The sequence below is a fragment of the Acidovorax radicis N35 genome (assembly GCF_000204195.1).
GTDB classification, from domain to species: domain Bacteria; phylum Pseudomonadota; class Gammaproteobacteria; order Burkholderiales; family Burkholderiaceae_C; genus Acidovorax; species Acidovorax radicis.
Genome location: NZ_AFBG01000021.1, coordinates 363,195 through 380,044 on the forward strand (window position 1 = coordinate 363,195; position 16,850 = coordinate 380,044).

At 66.8% G+C, this 16,850-nt stretch carries 16 protein-coding genes; 2 read left to right on the top strand and 14 right to left on the bottom strand.

All coding sequences use genetic code 11. The features are described 5' to 3' along the window. Positions 1–54: 54 nt before the first annotated feature. The gene (locus ARADN35_RS0118645; RefSeq protein WP_035197516.1) at positions 55–1,713 is read right to left on the bottom strand and encodes a TIGR04028 family ABC transporter substrate-binding protein; all 1,659 of its coding nucleotides are present in this window, start codon (positions 1,711–1,713) and stop codon (positions 55–57) included. Between the two features lie 324 nt (positions 1,714–2,037). Between ARADN35_RS0118645 and ARADN35_RS0118650 the strand changes: the two genes are divergently transcribed. After that, positions 2,038–2,622, top strand: a complete 585-nt coding sequence (locus tag ARADN35_RS0118650; protein WP_010464813.1) for an OsmC family protein — start codon at positions 2,038–2,040, stop codon at positions 2,620–2,622. Between the two features lie 26 nt (positions 2,623–2,648). Further along, positions 2,649–3,461, top strand: a complete 813-nt coding sequence (locus ARADN35_RS0118655) for a VOC family protein (RefSeq protein WP_010464815.1) — start codon at positions 2,649–2,651, stop codon at positions 3,459–3,461. Positions 3,462–3,576: 115 nt separating this feature from the next. Here ARADN35_RS0118655 and ARADN35_RS0118660 read toward each other — a convergent pair whose 3' ends face one another. The 13 genes from ARADN35_RS0118660 to ARADN35_RS0118720 all read right to left on the bottom strand — a co-directional run bounded on the left by ARADN35_RS0118660 (position 3,577) and on the right by ARADN35_RS0118720 (position 16,833). Further along, positions 3,577–5,625 carry a family 2A encapsulin nanocompartment cargo protein cysteine desulfurase gene (locus tag ARADN35_RS0118660; RefSeq protein ID WP_010464817.1) on the bottom strand — a complete coding sequence of 683 codons (2,049 nt, stop codon included), beginning with the start codon at positions 5,623–5,625 and terminating at the stop codon, positions 3,577–3,579. Positions 5,626–5,631: 6 nt separating this feature from the next. Then, positions 5,632–6,564, bottom strand: coding sequence for a family 2A encapsulin nanocompartment shell protein (locus tag ARADN35_RS0118665; protein ID WP_010464819.1), 933 nt, complete (start codon positions 6,562–6,564; stop codon positions 5,632–5,634). Between the two features lie 75 nt (positions 6,565–6,639). Beyond that, positions 6,640–6,909, bottom strand: coding sequence for a helix-turn-helix domain-containing protein (locus tag ARADN35_RS0118670; protein ID WP_010464821.1), 270 nt, complete (start codon positions 6,907–6,909; stop codon positions 6,640–6,642). After that, a complete protein-coding gene (gene epsC, locus ARADN35_RS0118675; protein ID WP_010464823.1) occupies positions 6,906–7,838 on the bottom strand; it encodes a serine O-acetyltransferase EpsC in 933 nt (310 codons plus the stop codon). The genes ARADN35_RS0118670 and epsC overlap by 4 nt, the downstream gene beginning before the upstream one ends. A 63-nt stretch (positions 7,839–7,901) precedes the next feature. Continuing rightward, entirely contained in the window at positions 7,902–8,381 is a 480-nt protein-coding gene (locus ARADN35_RS0118680) for a rhodanese-like domain-containing protein (RefSeq protein ID WP_010464824.1), read from the bottom strand. Between the two features lie 618 nt (positions 8,382–8,999). After that, positions 9,000–10,247: a branched-chain amino acid ABC transporter substrate-binding protein gene (locus ARADN35_RS0118685; RefSeq protein ID WP_010464826.1), complete on the bottom strand. Its 1,248-nt coding sequence runs from the start codon at positions 10,245–10,247 to the stop codon at positions 9,000–9,002. A 67-nt stretch (positions 10,248–10,314) separates the two neighbouring features. Next, the gene (locus ARADN35_RS0118690) at positions 10,315–11,955 is read right to left on the bottom strand and encodes a long-chain-fatty-acid--CoA ligase (RefSeq protein ID WP_010464829.1); all 1,641 of its coding nucleotides are present in this window, start codon (positions 11,953–11,955) and stop codon (positions 10,315–10,317) included. A gap of 163 nt (positions 11,956–12,118) precedes the next feature. Further along, on the bottom strand, positions 12,119–13,606 hold the full coding sequence (gene ubiD, locus ARADN35_RS0118695; protein WP_010464831.1) for a 4-hydroxy-3-polyprenylbenzoate decarboxylase: 1,488 nt from the start codon (positions 13,604–13,606) through the stop codon (positions 12,119–12,121). Positions 13,607–13,672: 66 nt separating this feature from the next. Continuing rightward, positions 13,673–14,269: a UbiX family flavin prenyltransferase gene (locus ARADN35_RS0118700; RefSeq protein ID WP_010464833.1), complete on the bottom strand. Its 597-nt coding sequence runs from the start codon at positions 14,267–14,269 to the stop codon at positions 13,673–13,675. Further along, on the bottom strand, positions 14,262–14,675 hold the full coding sequence (locus ARADN35_RS0118705) for a putative zinc-binding protein (RefSeq protein WP_010464835.1): 414 nt from the start codon (positions 14,673–14,675) through the stop codon (positions 14,262–14,264). Before ARADN35_RS0118705 ends, ARADN35_RS0118700 begins: the two co-directional genes overlap by 8 nt. A 2-nt stretch (positions 14,676–14,677) precedes the next feature. Next, positions 14,678–15,214 (bottom strand): ubiquinone anaerobic biosynthesis accessory factor UbiT, encoded by a 537-nt coding sequence (ubiT, locus tag ARADN35_RS0118710; protein WP_010464837.1) that lies wholly within the window; start codon positions 15,212–15,214, stop codon positions 14,678–14,680. A gap of 17 nt (positions 15,215–15,231) precedes the next feature. Continuing rightward, the gene (gene trhA, locus ARADN35_RS0118715; protein ID WP_010464839.1) at positions 15,232–15,852 is read right to left on the bottom strand and encodes a PAQR family membrane homeostasis protein TrhA; all 621 of its coding nucleotides are present in this window, start codon (positions 15,850–15,852) and stop codon (positions 15,232–15,234) included. 18 nt (positions 15,853–15,870) lie between these two features. Next, positions 15,871–16,833, bottom strand: a complete 963-nt coding sequence (locus ARADN35_RS0118720; protein ID WP_010464841.1) for a U32 family peptidase — start codon at positions 16,831–16,833, stop codon at positions 15,871–15,873. Positions 16,834–16,850: the final 17 nt, after the last annotated feature.

The window sequence follows — 16,850 nt, forward strand, 5'->3', positions numbered from 1 at the left end:
CTTTCCTTCCACGGCCGAGGGCATCAGGCCTGACAGGCGGGTGCCCTCCAAAGATCAGTGCTTTGCCGCAATCCACGTGCCGTAGAAGCTGGGGCGGCCCACGGCCTCAAACTCCACACCCTTCACCGAAGGCGCACCCGCAAAGGCCTGCGGCTCTTCGAACACCGGGATCACATAGGCCTGTTCGATCAGGTAGTTCTGCACATCGGCCGTGAGCGCCAGGCGCTTGGCCGGATCGGTCTCGGCGGCAATGGCTTCGAGCAAACCGTTGAGCTTCGTGTCTTCGAACGACTTGACCTTGCTGCTCACCCCACCCTTTTGCAGCAGCACGTTGCGGTTGGTGGGGTAGTAGTTGCTCTTGATCACGTCGGGGTCGGCGCGGCCCACCATGCCGGGGGCGACAGGGGTCTTTTCGGGATCGAGGCTGTCCACGGTGCGGCTGCCAGAGTCGCCCGCCAGCACATTGAGCTTGACGCCCACCTTGGCCCACTGCTGGGCCACGAGCTGCAGGGTTTCCTTGTTCTGTGGCTGCGGCAGCGACTCGTACGCGGCCAGCACCAGCTCCTTGCCGTCCTTCTCGCGCAGGCCGTTGGCATTGAGTTTCCAGCCGGCGTCATCCAGCAATTGTTTGGCCTTGGCCTCGTCGTAACCCAGCTTGGCCGACAGGTTCACATAGCCCAGGGCCGTGGACGCGATGACCGATGTGGCCTGCGGGTAGTTGGCCGAGAACAGGGTCTGCACGATCTCCTTGGTGTTGGTGGCATGCAGCAGCGCCTGGCGCACCTTCACATCGGCCACCAGCGCGTTGTCGGGGCGAAAGACCACGCTGTTGTTCACGCCGCGCGTGGAGGGCGCGTAGATGGCGAACTTCTGGTCGAGCACGCGCTTTTCGTCATAGGCCTGCACCTGGCGGATGAAGCCCGCCTGGCCCGACAGCAGCGCACCGATGCGCACGCTGTCCTCGGGCGTGACGATGAGCTTGATCTCGTCGAGGCGCGCACGGCCCTGGTGGGCGTGCTTGGCGGGGCCCCATGTGTAGTCCTTGCGGGCGGTGAGCGTGAGCTCCTTGCCCAGCGTCTCGGCCGTCACCACGAAGGGCCCGGAGCCGATGATCTTGGTCGCATCGCCCAGCTCTTCAAACGGCCGTGCCAGGGTAGCCAGCGACACCAGGCCCGAGCCGATGACGGACGTGCCCTGCAGGAAGCCGGGCGATGGCTTCTTGAAGTAGAACTTGACGGTGAGCGGGTCCACCACCTCACTGCGTTCGTAGTTGTTGATGACTTCGGACACGGGCAGCTTGAGTTCCTTGTTGCCCAGACCGTAGGTGTCGTAGTTCCTGGCCACGGCGGCGGCATCGAGCGGGGTGCCGTCCGAGAAGGTCACGCCTTTCTTCAGCTTGAAGGTGTACTCGGTGGCGGTAGGGTTCACCTCCCACGACTCGGCGATCCAGGGCTGGATCTCCAGGGTCTTGGGGTCTTGGTAGGTGAGCTTGTCGGTGATCTGGTTGAGGATGCCGCCGTTCGGATAGAAGCCCCCTGCAGGCGGGTACAGGTTGGTGTGGGCCTGCTGCTCCAGATACACCAGCGTGCCGCCCTGCACGGGTTGGTCGGTGGCGGCACCGGTGGAGGCGGCTGGCTCGCTGGCCTGCTTGGAGCAGCCCGCCACCAGCACGCCCAGCGCCAGCGCAGACGCACCCCACACCCTCCATCCCATTGATTTCTTCAGAGAAAACACGTTCGTACCTCGTCGCCGGACCGGCATTGACAGACCATGAAACACCGGCCCCACAGTGGGCCGATTCATGTGTATGCATGCTATCGACGCACCATCCAAACGTGCACCTATTACGTAGCATGCATATTCGGAAAACGACGAAGCAGGCCGCAGCACACAGCCCCGCCCGGCATATCTGAAACCCGCATATGCGAGCGCAGTTTTGTTTGTTTCCAGCGCGGGTGTGGCCCCGAACAATGCATGTGCGACGCCGCTTTACCCACGCCCGATGTCCGAGCGCGGAAGGCGTTGGAAAGAACATCCATGCCCCATTCGAATAGCCACCTCAACGACTACCTGGCTGAAAAGCGTGCCGCCGTGCTCGCGCGCAATGCCGCCATCGACGCAGGCACTGCACAACCGGCCGCCCTGCAGGCGCGCGTGAGCGCCGAGGGCCGCAGCGGCGTGCGCCGCATCCGCATCCGCGACCACCAGGTCATCAGCGACAGCCCGCCCGACTTCGCGGGCTACAACCTGGGCCCGAGTTCGCCCGAGTTGCAGCTGGGTGTTCTGGGCAGCTGCGTGACACACATCTTCCTGATCCAGGCGGCCTTGCGCCAGGTGCCTTTGACGAGCCTGGAGGTGGAGGTCAGCGGTGTGATCGACCCGCGCGGCGGCAAGCCTGGGCACGAGGCCACGCCCATCTGGCCGCACCACATTGCCTACACGGTGCACATCGACTCACCCGCCAGCCGGGCCGACATCGACGCGCTTTTTCAGGCGGTCGAGCAGACCTGCCCCATCCTCAACCTGCTGCGCAACCCGCAGCACATCCACGCCGAAGTGAAGCTGGTGAACTCCGTTGCCTCCGCACCCCTACGCGCCACCACAGAGGCCGTGGCGGCCTGAACTCGACGAAAGCAACAAGGAACCCCATGGCATTGACACTCGACCACATCGTGATCGCGGTGAAGGATCTGGAGCAGACCATCACCGACTACCGCGCCCTTGGCTTTAACGTGCTGCAGGGTGGCGAGCACCCGGGCCGGCCCACCTATAACGCGCTGGTCGTGTTGGCCGATGGCGCCTACTTTGAACTCATCGCCTGGCGTTCCCCTTCGCCCGGCGACCGCTGGTGGGAACTGCTGAACCAGCATGGGGACGGCATCGTGGACTTTGCGCTGCTGCCGCCTGGGACTGCGGCCACCGTGAGCAACGCACAGGACCGGGGCCTGGCCTACAGCGGGCCGCACGACGGAGGCCGCCTGCGGCCCGATGGCGAGCGCCTGCAATGGCAAACAGCCCGCCCGCCGTCGGCCGATCTGCCGTTTCTGTGCGGAGACCTCACGCCCCGCGCGCTGCGTGTGCCAGAGGGCGACGCCCGCGTGCACCCCAACGGCGCACGCGGCGTGCTCAGCCTGTCGATTGCGGTGGACGACCTCGATGCCAGCCTGGCCCGCTACCGCGCCTTGCTGGGTGAGACACAGGCGGCACACATTGGCACACCGTTTGTGCTGCCTGGCGCCGGCGCGCGGGTAGCCACCATAGCCCTGGGCACCACCACGCTGGTACTGACGCAGCCAACCCAAAGTGCTGCGCCGCACGCAGCCGGAGCGCAGCAGCTTGCCACGCGTGGCCCCGGGCCGTTTGCCGTGGTACTGGGCACCAGCTCGCCTGCAGCACAGACTTCCCCGGCATGGGGACTGGATCAGACCCACGGAGCAGCCATTGAGTTGGCGGTGGCCTGATAGCGGCTAATCCACACACTGCCGCACCATGAAAAAGGGGAAGTGGGCACAACACCCACTTCCCCCTCTTTTTTGATCGCCACCCGGCTGGCACTGCAGCCGGTGTGGGCTCAGGCTATCGCCGTTGCGCCGCCAGCCTGCGTACCACGGTCGTAAGGCAATCGATTTCGTCAAACGTGTTGTAGAACGCCAGCGACGGCCGCACCGTGGTCTCCACGCCAAAGCGGCGCAGGATGGGCTGCGCGCAGTGATGGCCCGTGCGCACCGCAATGCCCTCCTGGTTGAGCGCCTTGCCGACTTCTTCCGTGGTGTAGCCCGCGAGAACGAAGGACATCACGCTGGCCTTGTGCGCCGCCGTGCCGATCAGGCGCACGCCCGGAATGGCGCCCAGCTGCTGCATGCCATACACCAGCAGGTCATGTTCGTACTGCGCAATGTTCTCGATGCCCACGCGGTTCACATAGTCGATGGCAGCGCCCAGGCCCACGGCGTCGGCGATGTTGCCGGTGCCGGCCTCGAACTTGTTCGGGATGGGCTGGAACACCGTCTTCTCGAAGGTCACGTCGGCGATCATGTTGCCGCCGCCCTGCCAGGGTGGCATGTCTTCCAGCACCTCGCGCTTGCCCCAGACCACGCCGATGCCGGTGGGCCCGAATACCTTGTGGCCCGAGAACACAAAGAAGTCGGCACCGATGTCCTGCACGTCCACCCGCATGTGCGAGATGGACTGCGCGCCATCGACCAGCGCCTTGGCCCCTGCGCGGTGCGCCAGGGCCACGATCTCCTTCACAGGCACCACCGTACCGAGCGCGTTCGACACCTGCGTGACGGACACGATCTTGGTGCGGTCGCTCAGGAGCTTCTGGTATTCATCCAGCAGCACCTGGCCCGAGTCGTCCACCGGGATCACACGCAGCCTGGCGCCCTTGGCCGCCGCAAGCTGCTGCCAGGGCACGATGTTGGCGTGGTGCTCCAGGTGGCTGACGATGATCTCGTCGCCCTCGCCAATGTGTTGCGCTCCCCAGCTTTTGGCCACGAGGTTGATGGCCTCGGTGGTGCCGCGCACAAAAATCACCTCGTTCACATCCGGCGCGTTGATGAAGTTCTTCACGCGCTGGCGGGCGCCTTCGTAGGCGTCCGTGGCACGTGCAGCCAGCTCATGGGCGGCGCGGTGGATGTTCGAGTTTTCGTGCTCGTAAAAGTAGCTGATGCGGTCTATGACCGCCCGGGGCTTGTGCGTGGTGGCCGCGTTGTCGAACCACACCAGCTGCCGGCCATTCACGCGCTCGGAGAGCACGGGAAAGTCGCGGCGGATAGCATGCACGTCAAACGGCGGATGCTGCCCCTGCCCCGCCAGCGGCACCGTGGCGTGCGGCGCGGGCTTGGCCGGGGTGACATAGCCGCTGGGCAGCACCACCGCATCGGCAAAGTAGAACTGCGGGGCAGTGCCAGGAGACGCCTGCGCCAAAGGTGCGGACGAGGGCGCTGGTGTGCCGCGCAGGTCTACCCCTTGCAGGTTGGCAAACGGCTGGCGGGCCAGTTCGTCGCTGACGCGGGTGGGGCCCAACGCATTGCCTGGCGTGCCGCTGTGGCCACCGGGCGACGGCTGCCCGTGCTGGGGCGATAGGAAGTAGAACGGTGACGCGCTGGCCGCAGGGTGGCTGCCAGCAGATGCACCGCTGGCACCCGCCGCCTCGGGCACCCCCAGCACGCCACTGCCGAAGCGGGGCTCGTAGCCCGGCACGGCAGTGACCACGGTGTCGGGCACGCCATTGGCGGCGGTGGCGTGGGGCAGCAGGGCAGGCACCCTGTGCGCCAGCGACAACACGGGCGTGGGCGAGCCCGGCACCACGTTGGCGCCCGGCACCTGCCCTTGGGGGAACGGCGTGCCCGGCACGCTGGGCCCCAAGCCCGCCGGGCTGGCCAGCGGCGAGCCCGCAGGCGCGATGTTGACCGGCGCCTGCACACCGGCCGGGCCGGGCCATGCCTGGGCAAAGCTCGGGACTGTGGCCGGTGGTGTGGAGGGGGTGCTGGAGGGCAGCTGCGGCGTCTCGCCCGGCCGGGCCGAGAAAAACGCCGTGGCCATCTGTGCCAGCAGTGCCGGGCTGATCGGTGCCTCGGGCGCGTCGGGCACGCCCGCTGAGGTGGAAGGGATGTTGCTCACCGCAGATTACTTGTAGGTGTCAGGGTAGTCGTGGTACTTGTTGACCTCGACGTCATCCAGCACCGCCAGTGCGTCGCTGGTCAGCACCGCCAGCGAGCAGTACAACGAGATCAGGTACGACGCGATCGCGTGGTTGTTGATGCCCATGAAACGCACCGACAGGCCCGGGCCCTGCTCGCCCGGCAGGCCCGGCTGGAACAGGCCCACCACGCCTTGCCGCTTGTCGCCCACGCGCAGCAGCAGGATCTTGCTCTTGCCGTCGGCCACGGGCACCTTGTCCGAAGGGATCAGCGGAATGCCGCGCCAGGTGATGAACTGCGAGCCGAACAGGCTCACGGTGGGCGGTGGCGTGCCACGGCGGGTGGCTTCGCGCCCGAACGCTGCAATGGCCAGCGGGTGCGCCAGGAAGAACGCTGGCTCCTTCCAGACCTTGGTCAGCAGTTCGTCCAGGTCGTCCGGCGTGGGGGCACCGGTGAGCGGGAAGATGCGCTGCTCTTCCGTCACCTGCGCCAGCAGGCCGTAGTCGGGGTTGTTGATGAGCTCGCTTTCCTGGTTTTCCTTGATCGTCTCGATCGTGAGGCGCAGCTGCTCCTTGATCTGGTCGTGCGGGCTGCTGTACAGGTCCGACACGCGGGTGTGCACGTCGAGCACGGTGCTCACGGCGTTGAGGAAATACTCGCGCGGGTTCTCTTCGTAGTCCACGAAGGTGCGCGGGAGCTGGTTCTCCGACTCCTTGGCGGTGCAGGCCACCTTGATGGCTTCGGGGTTCTTGACCTTGTTGAGGCGGTAGATGCCCGCTTCCACCGGCGTCCACTGCAGCAGGTGGGTCAGCCAGCGGGGGCTGATGGTCTCCAGCTGGGGGACGGTCTTGGTTGCATTGGCTAGTTGCCGTGCGGCGCTATCGCCGAGTGCGGTCGTGCCGCCCACTGTTGCCGACATAGTGAAACTCCCTGGGGTAAAAAAACAGTGATGAAGAATGGAACGCGCGGAGTGTCCCGTGGCGAGGCTGTGGGCTCAACAGGCTATAGCCGCCAATTGGATGCCGCGCACCCGATTGGCCTGCTGAACGGTCTCGCCCCGCACCACCAGGCCCGAAGCCGCAACACCCAGCGCACCGGCCAGCTTCTCGACGGTGGCCAGCGAGGCAATCACGCTGCCGCGCTCGATCTCGCCCACATAGGAGCGGTTGAGGTCAGAGTGTTCGGCCAGGCGCTCCTGCGACCAGCCCCGGGCCTCGCGCGACTGGCGTACAGCAATGCCGAAACCTTGGACCAACGTGCTCATAGCGCAGCCCCCGCCAGCACGGAGGCAAAACGACCCGACTCCAGCGAGCTGGCCTGGGTGACATTGCCGCCAGCCGGCACGTCGTGCGTGAGCCAGACGTTGCCGCCAATCACGGCACCCCGGCCCAGCGTGACGCGGCCCAGGATGGTGGCGCCCGCATAGATGACCACATCATCCTGCACCACCGGATGGCGCGGCAGACCCTTTTGCAGGTGACCTTCGGCATCGGTGGGGAAACGCTTGGCGCCCAGCGTGACCGCCTGGTAGACCCGCACGCGCTGGCCGATGACGGCGGTCTCGCCAATCACCACGCCCGTGCCGTGGTCGATGAAAAAGCCCGCGCCAATCTGCGCACCGGGGTGGATGTCAATGCCGGTTTCGCTGTGCGCCAGCTCGGCCACGATGCGCGCCAGCAACGGCAAGCCCAGCTGGTACAGCCGGTGCGCCAGGCGGTGGTGGATCATGGCCAGGATGCCGGGGTAGCACAGCAGCACCTCGTCCACGCTGCGCGCCGCCGGGTCACCCTGGTAGGCGGCCAGCACATCGCTGTCGAGCAGGCGGCGGATGGCGGGCAGCGACTGCGCAAACGCCTGGGCCGACCGGCGCGCCTGCGCTTCCACATCCGATCCGTCCAGCGCCTGGCGGCGGGCGCTGTAGCGCAGCTCCAGCCCGATCTGCACATGCAGCGCATGCAAGGCGCTGTCCAGCGTGTGGGCCACGTAGAAGTCCTCGCTCTCCTGGCGCAGGTCGTAAGGGCCCAGCCGCATGGGGAAGAGTGCGCCCTTGAGCTGGTGCACCACCTGGGCCAGCGCGTCGCGCGAGGGGAACTCGCGTTCGCCCGCATCCTGCAGGCGGTTGTGCGCATCGCGCCACTCGCGCCGGGCCGCGCTCAAGGATTGCGCGATCTGTTCAATGTCAAAAAGGGCCATGGGGTTTCATGCCGGTTGTGCCGGTCTTTCCAATCTGCAAAGTTCAGGGGGCCAGCGCGCTGTTCAGTCCTGCACCCAGGGCAACTGGTGAAAGCGCCAGCCATCGCCGCCCCCCCGGTGCTGCTGGGCATCGATCTCGCCCTCAAAGCCTTCAAGCACGTTGAACACATGGTGAAACCCTGCCGCCGCTGCCGCCTCTGCCGCCAGCACCGAGCGCTTGCCGCTGCGGCACAGCAGCAGCACCACGGCGTCCTTGCCACCGTCCTTGGCCAGTCGAGCCTCCAGCTCGCGCACAAAACGCGGGTTGCGTGTGAGCGCCGTGCCCGTGGCCCAGGCCACATGCTGGCTGCCAGGCACATGGCCCACAAACTTGCGCTCTTCGGCCGAACGCACGTCCACGAGCACCGCCTGACCTGACCGCACCAGTTCCCACGCCACGGGCGGGCGCACGCCACCGGCGTAGTTCAGCCCCTGGGCAGCGGCATCTGCGCGGGCAGCCTCCAGGGCTTCGGGCAAGGTGATCTCAAGGGCTTCGGCGGACATGGACAGGGTCTCCTGGAACGTGGGGGAAAGCGGTTTTGGGTGGGGATAGCCACCAATCTATGCCGTGGTCAGCCAAAACCAAACGAATAAAAATCGTTTTCTTTACAACCAAATCATCTGACGGCAGGTGCAAAGACCGAAAGAAGGAGACCTGGCGTGCCGCGCGCTCTGCGGAGCAAGGGCTCGCCTGCATGGGGCTTGCGCCTCCCGCACGGAGCCAGGGGAGCCAACGCGCCGAGGCGGCGCACGCCCCACCAGGGCGTGCAGGGCAAGGGGTGTTGGAGGTGTGGGGTACCCGTCAATGAGGGCTGCGGACTGGGGGCCTGGGCTGGCGCGTGGATGCGATCACGCACAGAAAGAACCCGCGCGCGTGGGTCGTGTGCACGCCCCGCTCACAAGCGAGAAAGAGCGGGGCCGATGCCGGCCACGCCAGTCAAAGAATCACCGGCTTGCGCCAGCAGTTAAAGGTGGCTTATCCCGATGCACGGCCGTTTGCGCTGCGGACCGATGCCGCGCCGATGGCAAGGCTCCGCAACGAGCGTGCCCTTGAGGAAAGCGTTTGCGCCTGCAGCAGCTACGCACAGTGCGTGGCGTGCAGGCGCAGAGATGGCAGGGCGCTCAGGACGGCCGCTTCATCTGGCAGGACGTCGGCTGGGCGCTGATGTAGTTGTCCCACGCCACTTCGGAGCGGAAGCCGTAGCCGGTTTTCTCCGCGTCGTACTTCACGCCCTTGCTGCCCTGCTTGGCCCAGATGCCCAGGTACAGCGGCGCTTCGAGCTGGTGGTCGGTCTTGCGCATGCGCACCTCGCCCATGGGGCTCTTGTAGGTCATGCCTTCCAGGGCCAGGGCCACCTTCTTCGCGTCGGTGGACTGGGCCTTGCGCATGGCTTCACGCAGCATGTGCATGCTGTTCCAGTGCGCGGCAAACACAAAGTCGTCGCCGGTCTTCTTCTTGTAGTCCACGTAGATCTTTTCCAGCTCGGGCGTGGGGGCGTTGTGCACCCAGTTCCAGATCACCCCGACCTTGCCCTCGCCCCAGGGCCCGATCTGCGCGGGCGTGCCGGGGTTGTTGGCATTGAGCGTGAAGTAGTTGATGTTGAGCCCATAGTCGCGGGACGACTTGAACAGCAGCGTCAGGTCGCTGCCCCAGTTGGAAGTGATGACCGTATCGGCCTTGGCGGCGGCCATCTTGGCGACGTAGGGGGCAAAGTCGCGCGTCTGCGCGATGGGGATGAAGTCGTCGCCCACGATTTCGATGTCGGGCCGCTTGCGCGCCAGGTATTCCTTGGCGGCCTTGGAGACCTGGCGGCCGTGGGTGTAGTCCTGGTTGAGCAGGTACACGCGCTTCACATCCTTGCGGCCTTGCAGGTAGGTGGTCAGCGCCTCCATTTTCATCTCGCTCGATGGATAGAAACGGAAATGCCAAAAGCTGCAGCGCTCGTTGGTGAGCTGCGGGTCCATGGCGGCGTAGTTCAGGTACACCGTCGCGCGCTCTGGGTCGCGCTCGGCGAGCTTGTTGAGCCCGTCCACCAGCGCCAGGGCCACCCCCGATCCGCCCCCCTGGGTGATGTAGCGCACGCCCCGGTCGGTGGCGGCCTTGAGCGCGTTCAGGCTCTCTTGCGGCGTGCCCTTGTTGTCGAAGTCCATCACCTCGAACTTGGGCTCGTTGGGCCCGGCCTTGGCATTGACCTGCGCCACCACCTCGCGCAGCTGATTGAGCGAGCTTTGGCCGGTGAGCGCGAACGGGCCGGACAGCAGGTCGATGAAGCCGATCTTCACCGTCTCGGCCGCGCCGGCGTGCGCGGCCATCACCAGCGCTGTGGCGCATGCGCCGACCTGAAGCCATTTCCTGGGAACCAAATTCATGTCTGTCTCCGTGGGGTGGGTGAGTGGGAAAGAAAGGAAAGCCGAAAGCCGTCAACGCGTGGTTGCGTCACTCGCCGGCGAACACCGCGCCATGGCGCTGCCGCAGCTCGTTTTTCTGGACCTTGCCGGTGCCGCCCAGCGGCAGGCTGTCCACAAACAGCACGTCGTCGGGCAGCCACCACTTGGCCACGCGCTCTGCGAGGAAGTCCAGGATCTGCGTCTTGTCGAGCGACTGGCCGGGCTTGCGCACGATGAAGAGCAGCGGGCGTTCGTCCCACTTGGGGTGCTTGACGCCAATGACAGCGGCCATGGCCACCGCCGGATGCGCCACAGCCGCGTTCTCCAGGTCGATGGAGCTGATCCACTCGCCACCCGACTTGATCACGTCCTTGGTGCGGTCCCGGATCTGCACCACGCCCTGCGGGTTGATGGTGGCGATGTCGCCGGTGGGGAACCAGCCATCGACCAGCGCCGAACGCTCGGCCTTGTGGTACCGGTCCACGATCCACTGGCCGCGCACCATCAGCTCGCCCTGCGCCACGCCGTCGCGCGGCAGGTTCGCCCCCTGCTCATCCACCAGCTTGAGTTCGATGCCGAACACCGACTTGCCCTGCTTGGCGACCAGCACGTGGCGGTCCTCGGGCGGCAGTTCGGCATCGGCAGCGCCCAGCACGCTCATGGTGGCAATGGCCGTGGTCTCGGTCATGCCCCAGCCGTGGCGCACCTCCACGTCGTACTCGTCGCTGAACTTGGCGATCAGCGCCTTGGGCATGGCCGAGCCGCCCACGCCCGTGCGCCGCATGGTGGTAAACCGCAGCTGGTGCTGCTCCACGTACTGGATCAGACCCATCCAGATGGTTGGCACGCCCGCACTGACGGTGACGCGCTCGGTCTCCATCAGCTCGTACAGGCTGGCGGCGTCCAGGCGCGGGCCGGGCAGCACCAGCTTGGCGCCGCCAATCAGCGCCGCATAGGGCAGGCACCAGGCGTTGATGTGGAACATGGGCACCACGGGCAGGATGGTCTCCCGCGCGCTGATGCTGAGCACGCCTGGCATGCAGGCCGACAGAGCACTGAGTGCCAGCGCCCGGTGCGAATACAGCACGCCCTTGGGGTTGCCGGTGGTGCCCGAGGTGTAGCACAGCGCAGCGCCGGTCTTTTCATCGCACACGGGCCAGATGAAGCTGTCGTCCTGACGGGTCACCAGCGTCTCGTACGCCTCGACCCCGGGCACCCCTTGCAGGTCGATCGTGCCCAGCATTTCGGCATCACACAGCGCCACCCAGTGCCGCACGCGGGGGCACGACGCAGCGATGGCGCGCACCAGCGGCGCAAAGGTGGTGTCAAACAGCACCACCTCGTCGTCGGCGTGGTTGACGATGTAGGCCAGCTGCTCGGGGTGCAGGCGTGGGTTGCAGGTGTGCATGACCATGCCGCTGCCGGACACGGCGTAGTACGCCTCCAGGTGGCGGTGGTTGTTCCAGGCCAGCGAGCCCACCACGCAGCCAGGGCGCAGGCCCAGCGTCTGCAATGCGTTGGCCAGCTGCCGGGCGCGCTGGGCCATGTCCGAAAAGCGGTAGCGGTGCAGGCTGCCATTGGTATCGCGCGAGACGATCTGCTGGTCGCCGTACTGGTTCTCGCCGTGTTCGAGGATGGCCGAAACCAGTAATGGCCGGTCCATCATGCTGCCGGGCTGGTGCTGCTGCATTGCCGTTGTCTCCTTGGGATGTGCACCTTGCTGCATCGCGGCATCCGCGGGTGCCGGTGCAGAGCCCTCTTTGTCGGGGCTGGCACATCGTCGCAAACAACGCGGGGCGTGCTTGTCTTCTACGTGACTGGAGCGCACAGCACCGCCGTGGTGCACGGACGGGTCACAGGCCCAGCGCTGCGAAAAGCCCGTCCACGCGCACCTGCACGGCGGCGTCCATGGCCATGGGGCGGCCCCATTCGCGCTGGGTCTCCCCCGGCCACTTGTTCGTGGCATCCATCCCCATCTTGCTGCCCAAGCCGCTGACAGGTGAGGCAAAGTCCAGGTAGTCGATGGGGGTGTGCTCCACCAGCAGCGTGTCGCGCACTGGGTCCATGCGGGTGGTGATGGCCCAGATCACTTCCTTCCAATCGCGCACGTCCACATCCGCATCCACCACCACGATGAACTTGGTGTACATGAACTGGCGCAGGTGGCTCCACACGCCCATCATCACGCGCCGTGCGTGGCCGGCGTAGGCCTTGCGGATGCTGACCACCGCTAGCCGATAGCTGCAGCCTTCGGGCGGCAGGTAGAAGTCCACGATCTCGGGGAACTGCTTTTGCAAGAGCGGGATGAACAGCTCGTTCATCGCCAGGCCCAGCACGGCGGGCTCGTCGGGTGGCTTGCCGGTGTAGGTGCTGTGGTAGATCGCGTCCTTGCGCAGGGTGATGCGGTCCACGGTGAGGACGGGGAACTCGGCGCATTCGTTGTAGTAGCCGGTGTGGTCGCCGTAAGGGCCTTCCAGCGCGTGCTGCCAGCCGCTCGGGTGGCTCGCGTCGGGCTGGATATGGCCTTCGAGCACGATCTCGGCGGTGGCGGGCACCTGCAGCGGCACGCCCAGCGCGGGCGTGACTTCGGTGCGCGCGCCGCGCAGCAGGCCGGCGAACTGGTATTCGCTCAACGAATCGGGCACGGGCGTGACGGCGCCCAGCAACGTGGCCGGGTCGGCCCCCAGCGCCACGGCCACGGGGTAGGGCTGGCCGGGGTGGGCGGCGCAGTGGTCGGCAAAGTCCAGCGCGCCGCCCCGGTGCGCCAGCCAGCGCACGACGACCTGGTTGCGCGAGAGCACCTGCTGGCGGTAGATGCCCAGGTTCTGCCGGGCCTTGCGCGGACCGCGCGTGATGGTCAGGCCCCAGGTGATGAGCGGGGCCACGTCGCCGGGCCAGCAGTGCTGCACGGGCAGGCGGGCCAGGTCGACATCGGGCCCTTCCCACACCTCTTGCTGGCAGGGCGCGCCGCGCGCCATGGTGTGGGGTGCCATGTTCCACAGGGTCTTGAGCAGTTGGCCCATGCCCAGCATGTCCTTGAAGCCTTTGGGGGCCTCGGGCTCCTTGAGGGTGGCCAGCAATTCGCCCAGCGCGCGCACACCGCGCAGGTCGGCCACACCCATGGCGCGGGCCACGCGGGCCGTCGTGCCAAACAGGTTGGTGAGCACGGGCATGCGGTGGCCCGTGGGCTGGGTGAAGAGCAGCGCCGGGCCACCTGCGCGCAGCACGCGGTCGCTGAGCGCGGTCATCTCCAGGTGGGGCGAGACGCTGCCCTCCACGCGGCGCAGGTCGCCCGTGGCTTCGAGCTGGGCCATGAAGTCGCGCAGGTCGCGGTAGGCCATATCAGTACCAATATTCGAAAAAAATAGGCCGGCAGCGCTTATTCATCATGCGCTGACAGCTATCAATTAGAGAGCATTCAATTCCAAGCCCACCCAGCGCGGCGCCAGGTCGTGCGGCACATCGATGAGGTCGAGCACGCGGGCCACGCTGTAATCCACCACCTCGCCCACGGTCTGCGGGCGCAGGTAGAACGCGGGCAGCGGCGGACAGATGATGCCGCCCATCTCGGTCACGGCCACCATGTTGCGCAGGTGCGTGAGGTGCAGGGGCGACTCGCGCACCATCAGTACCAGGCGGCGGCGCTCCTTGAGGGCCACATCGGCCGCGCGCGTGAGCAGGTTGTCGGCCAGCCCGTGCGCAATGGCGGCGAGTGTGCGCATGGAACACGGCGCGACCACCATGGCATGGCACTGGAACGAGCCGCTCGCAATGGCCGCGCCCACGTTGGCCACGTCGTGCACGCGGTGCGCCAGCGCTTCCACCGCAGGGCGGTCCATGTCCAGCTCGTGCTGCAAGTTGCGCCAGCCTGCATGGGAGACGACCAGGTGGGTCTCGATGCCGGGCAGGCCCTGCAGCACCTGCAGCAGGCGCGCGCCATACACGGCGCCGCTGGCGCCCGAAATGGCGACGATGATGCGGCGGGTGTGGGCAGAATCAGCCATGCGAGGGCTCCACCACAGAAGGGCGCCGCAGGGGCTGCGCCTGCTGGTCGGCCTCCACCTGCTCCAACACCAGCGCGGCCTGCACGGGGTCGAAGTCTTCGTGCGCGCGCTTCTTCACGCCGTACTGTTGCAGCTGGTAGTGCCGGTCGGCCGCAATGCCGTGGCGCGCCAGCGTGCTTTTCACGCAGACCAGCGGGCAGCCGTCGAGCGCGATGATGGGCCGACCCGAGCGCACGATCTTCATCAGGTGCGGCACATCGCCCCCCACGCCCGCAATGCACGACATCTCGGCCACGCCGTGCCGGTCGAGCTGCAGCGCCACGTGGTTGGCCAGCTGCGCGGCGCTGGAGCAGCCGGAGCAGGAATAGACCAAGGGGTGGTTCTGGGGATGGGTGTCGGTGGTCATGCTCACCCTCCGTTGCGTGGTGTCGGGTCCAGGCGGCGGCGCAGGTGGCCCAGCACCTGGCGCGGCGCCAACTTCTGCGCCCACTGGCGCGGGTCCAGCACCGGCAGCTCAATCGCGTCGAGTGCGTTCTTCACCACCAGGCCCAGCTCGGTGTCGCCCTCCATCGACAGGCGGCGACTGAAGAACAGCGTGTCCGGGTCCTGCTGGCGCTGGGCCAGCAGCAGGAAGTCGTGGGCCGTGGCGCTCAAAGTCACGTCGGCCACCGCAGGGGCCACCAGCGGGGCGTGGGGTGCAAAACGCTGGCCCGTCCAGGCAAAGTCGAAGGCCACGCGCGCATCGCGCACCTGCACCCGCATCTTCTTGTGGAGCAGCAAGCGGCCCACGTCATCGGGCAGGTGCCGCGCGAGCGCCAGGTTGAGCGCCGTCACCAGCAGCATCGAGCCGGGGTAGGCAGGCAGGCGCGACAGCAAAGCCCCCACGGGAGGCGGCACCAGCCGTGGGTTCGCGGCAGGCGTGGGCGAAGAAGGGAAAGCAGCCATAGGTAGAAGACGGGCCCTCAGGCCACGTAGAAAAACACGGTGAAAAAATGGCAGACACTGCCGCCCAGCACAAACAGGTGCCACAGCCCGTGGCCATGGCGCACGCGGTGGTCCAGCGCATAGAAGATGATGCCCAGCGTGTAGCAGGCCCCACCTGCGAGCAGCCCGCCAAAACCCACGGGCGTGAGCGCGTGCCACAGCGGCACCACAGCCACCAGCGCCAGCCAGCCCATGAGCACGTAGATGACCAGCGACAACACGCGTGCGCCCCGTGCCCACCAGATCTCCTGCGCGATGCCCAGCAGGGCCAGGCCCCACACCACACCCAGCAACGACCAGCCCCAGGGCCCGCGCAGCGACACCAGCGCAAACGGCGTGTAGCTGCCGGCGATCAGCAGGTAGATACTGCAGTGGTCCAGCTTTTGCAGCACGGCCTTGATGGCGCGCCGGCGCACGCTGTGGTACGCGGTGGAGGCCGTGTACAGCGCCACCAGCATGGCGCCATAGATGCTGAACGCGACCACCTTCCACGGGTCACCCAGGCGCGCCGCCAGCGTGATGAGCACGGCCGCGCCCGCCGTGGCCAGCAGGGCGCCGACCAGGTGGCTGATGCTGTTGAAGCGTTCTCCGGGGTACATGCGGTGATTCGCTTCGCGTCATGGATTCATCGCAGGCCGCGCGGCACCACCACCCACGGCCCCTTGCAGCCCCTGCTCCAGGCCTGGGCGCCCGAACCAGTAGCCGTTGCAGGGCAGATCGGGCATGAAGGGCTGCATGCGCTCCACAAAGTCGGGGGTCTTTTCAGCAGTCTCTTTCGCAACCACTGCGCGGCGGGCTTCGTCAAACGCGGTGATCACCTGCGGCATGTGGTGCGCCTGCGGGCTCAGCCGCACCACGTCCACACCCTGGGCGCGCATCGCGGCCAATTCGTTGGCCAGGTTGTAGACGCGGGCCGATTGCGTTTGTGTGCCATTGAGCACCAGAAAACCCTCGCTCTCGCGCGTGCGCAGCGGCAGTCCGTCAGCATGGTCGAGGCAGCTGAACTGGCAGTCGTCCTTGGGCAGGTTGCGGTGGCGCGCGGTGAAGCAGCGTGCCGAATAGGCCAGTGGCATGCGCCCGTAGGCAAACACCTCGGTCTCGATGTCTGCGGGCCGCTGCGCCAGCACGGCGGAGAGGGCGTCCTGCGACATTTCAAGCGGCATCACCCAGCGGGTGGCACCCAGCTGCGCCATCCATTGCAGCGAGTGCGCGTTGTACAGGTTCAGGTGCGGTCCGGCCACAAAGGCCTGCGGCCCGGCGGGTGCACGCGCAAGGCAGCTCACCGCCCCCATGTCATTGGCCTCGACCAGAAATTCGCCGTTGCCTGTGATCTTGTGCATCACGCCCACGTCGGCGCTGGACTCGATGAGCACCTGGCTGGACAAGACCGCCTCCTTGCCCGCTTCCCGCAGCATGCGCGCCAGCGCCAGCCAGTCGGCCAGGCGCAGCTCATGGCGGCGTGAGCACACCGTCTCGCCCAGGTACACCACATCCACGGGCGTGGCGGCCATGGCCTCGTAGAACGCGAACACAGTGTCGCGGGGCCAGTAGTACAGCAGCGGGCCGAGAGAGAGTTTCATGGGGCGATCTCAAAGGT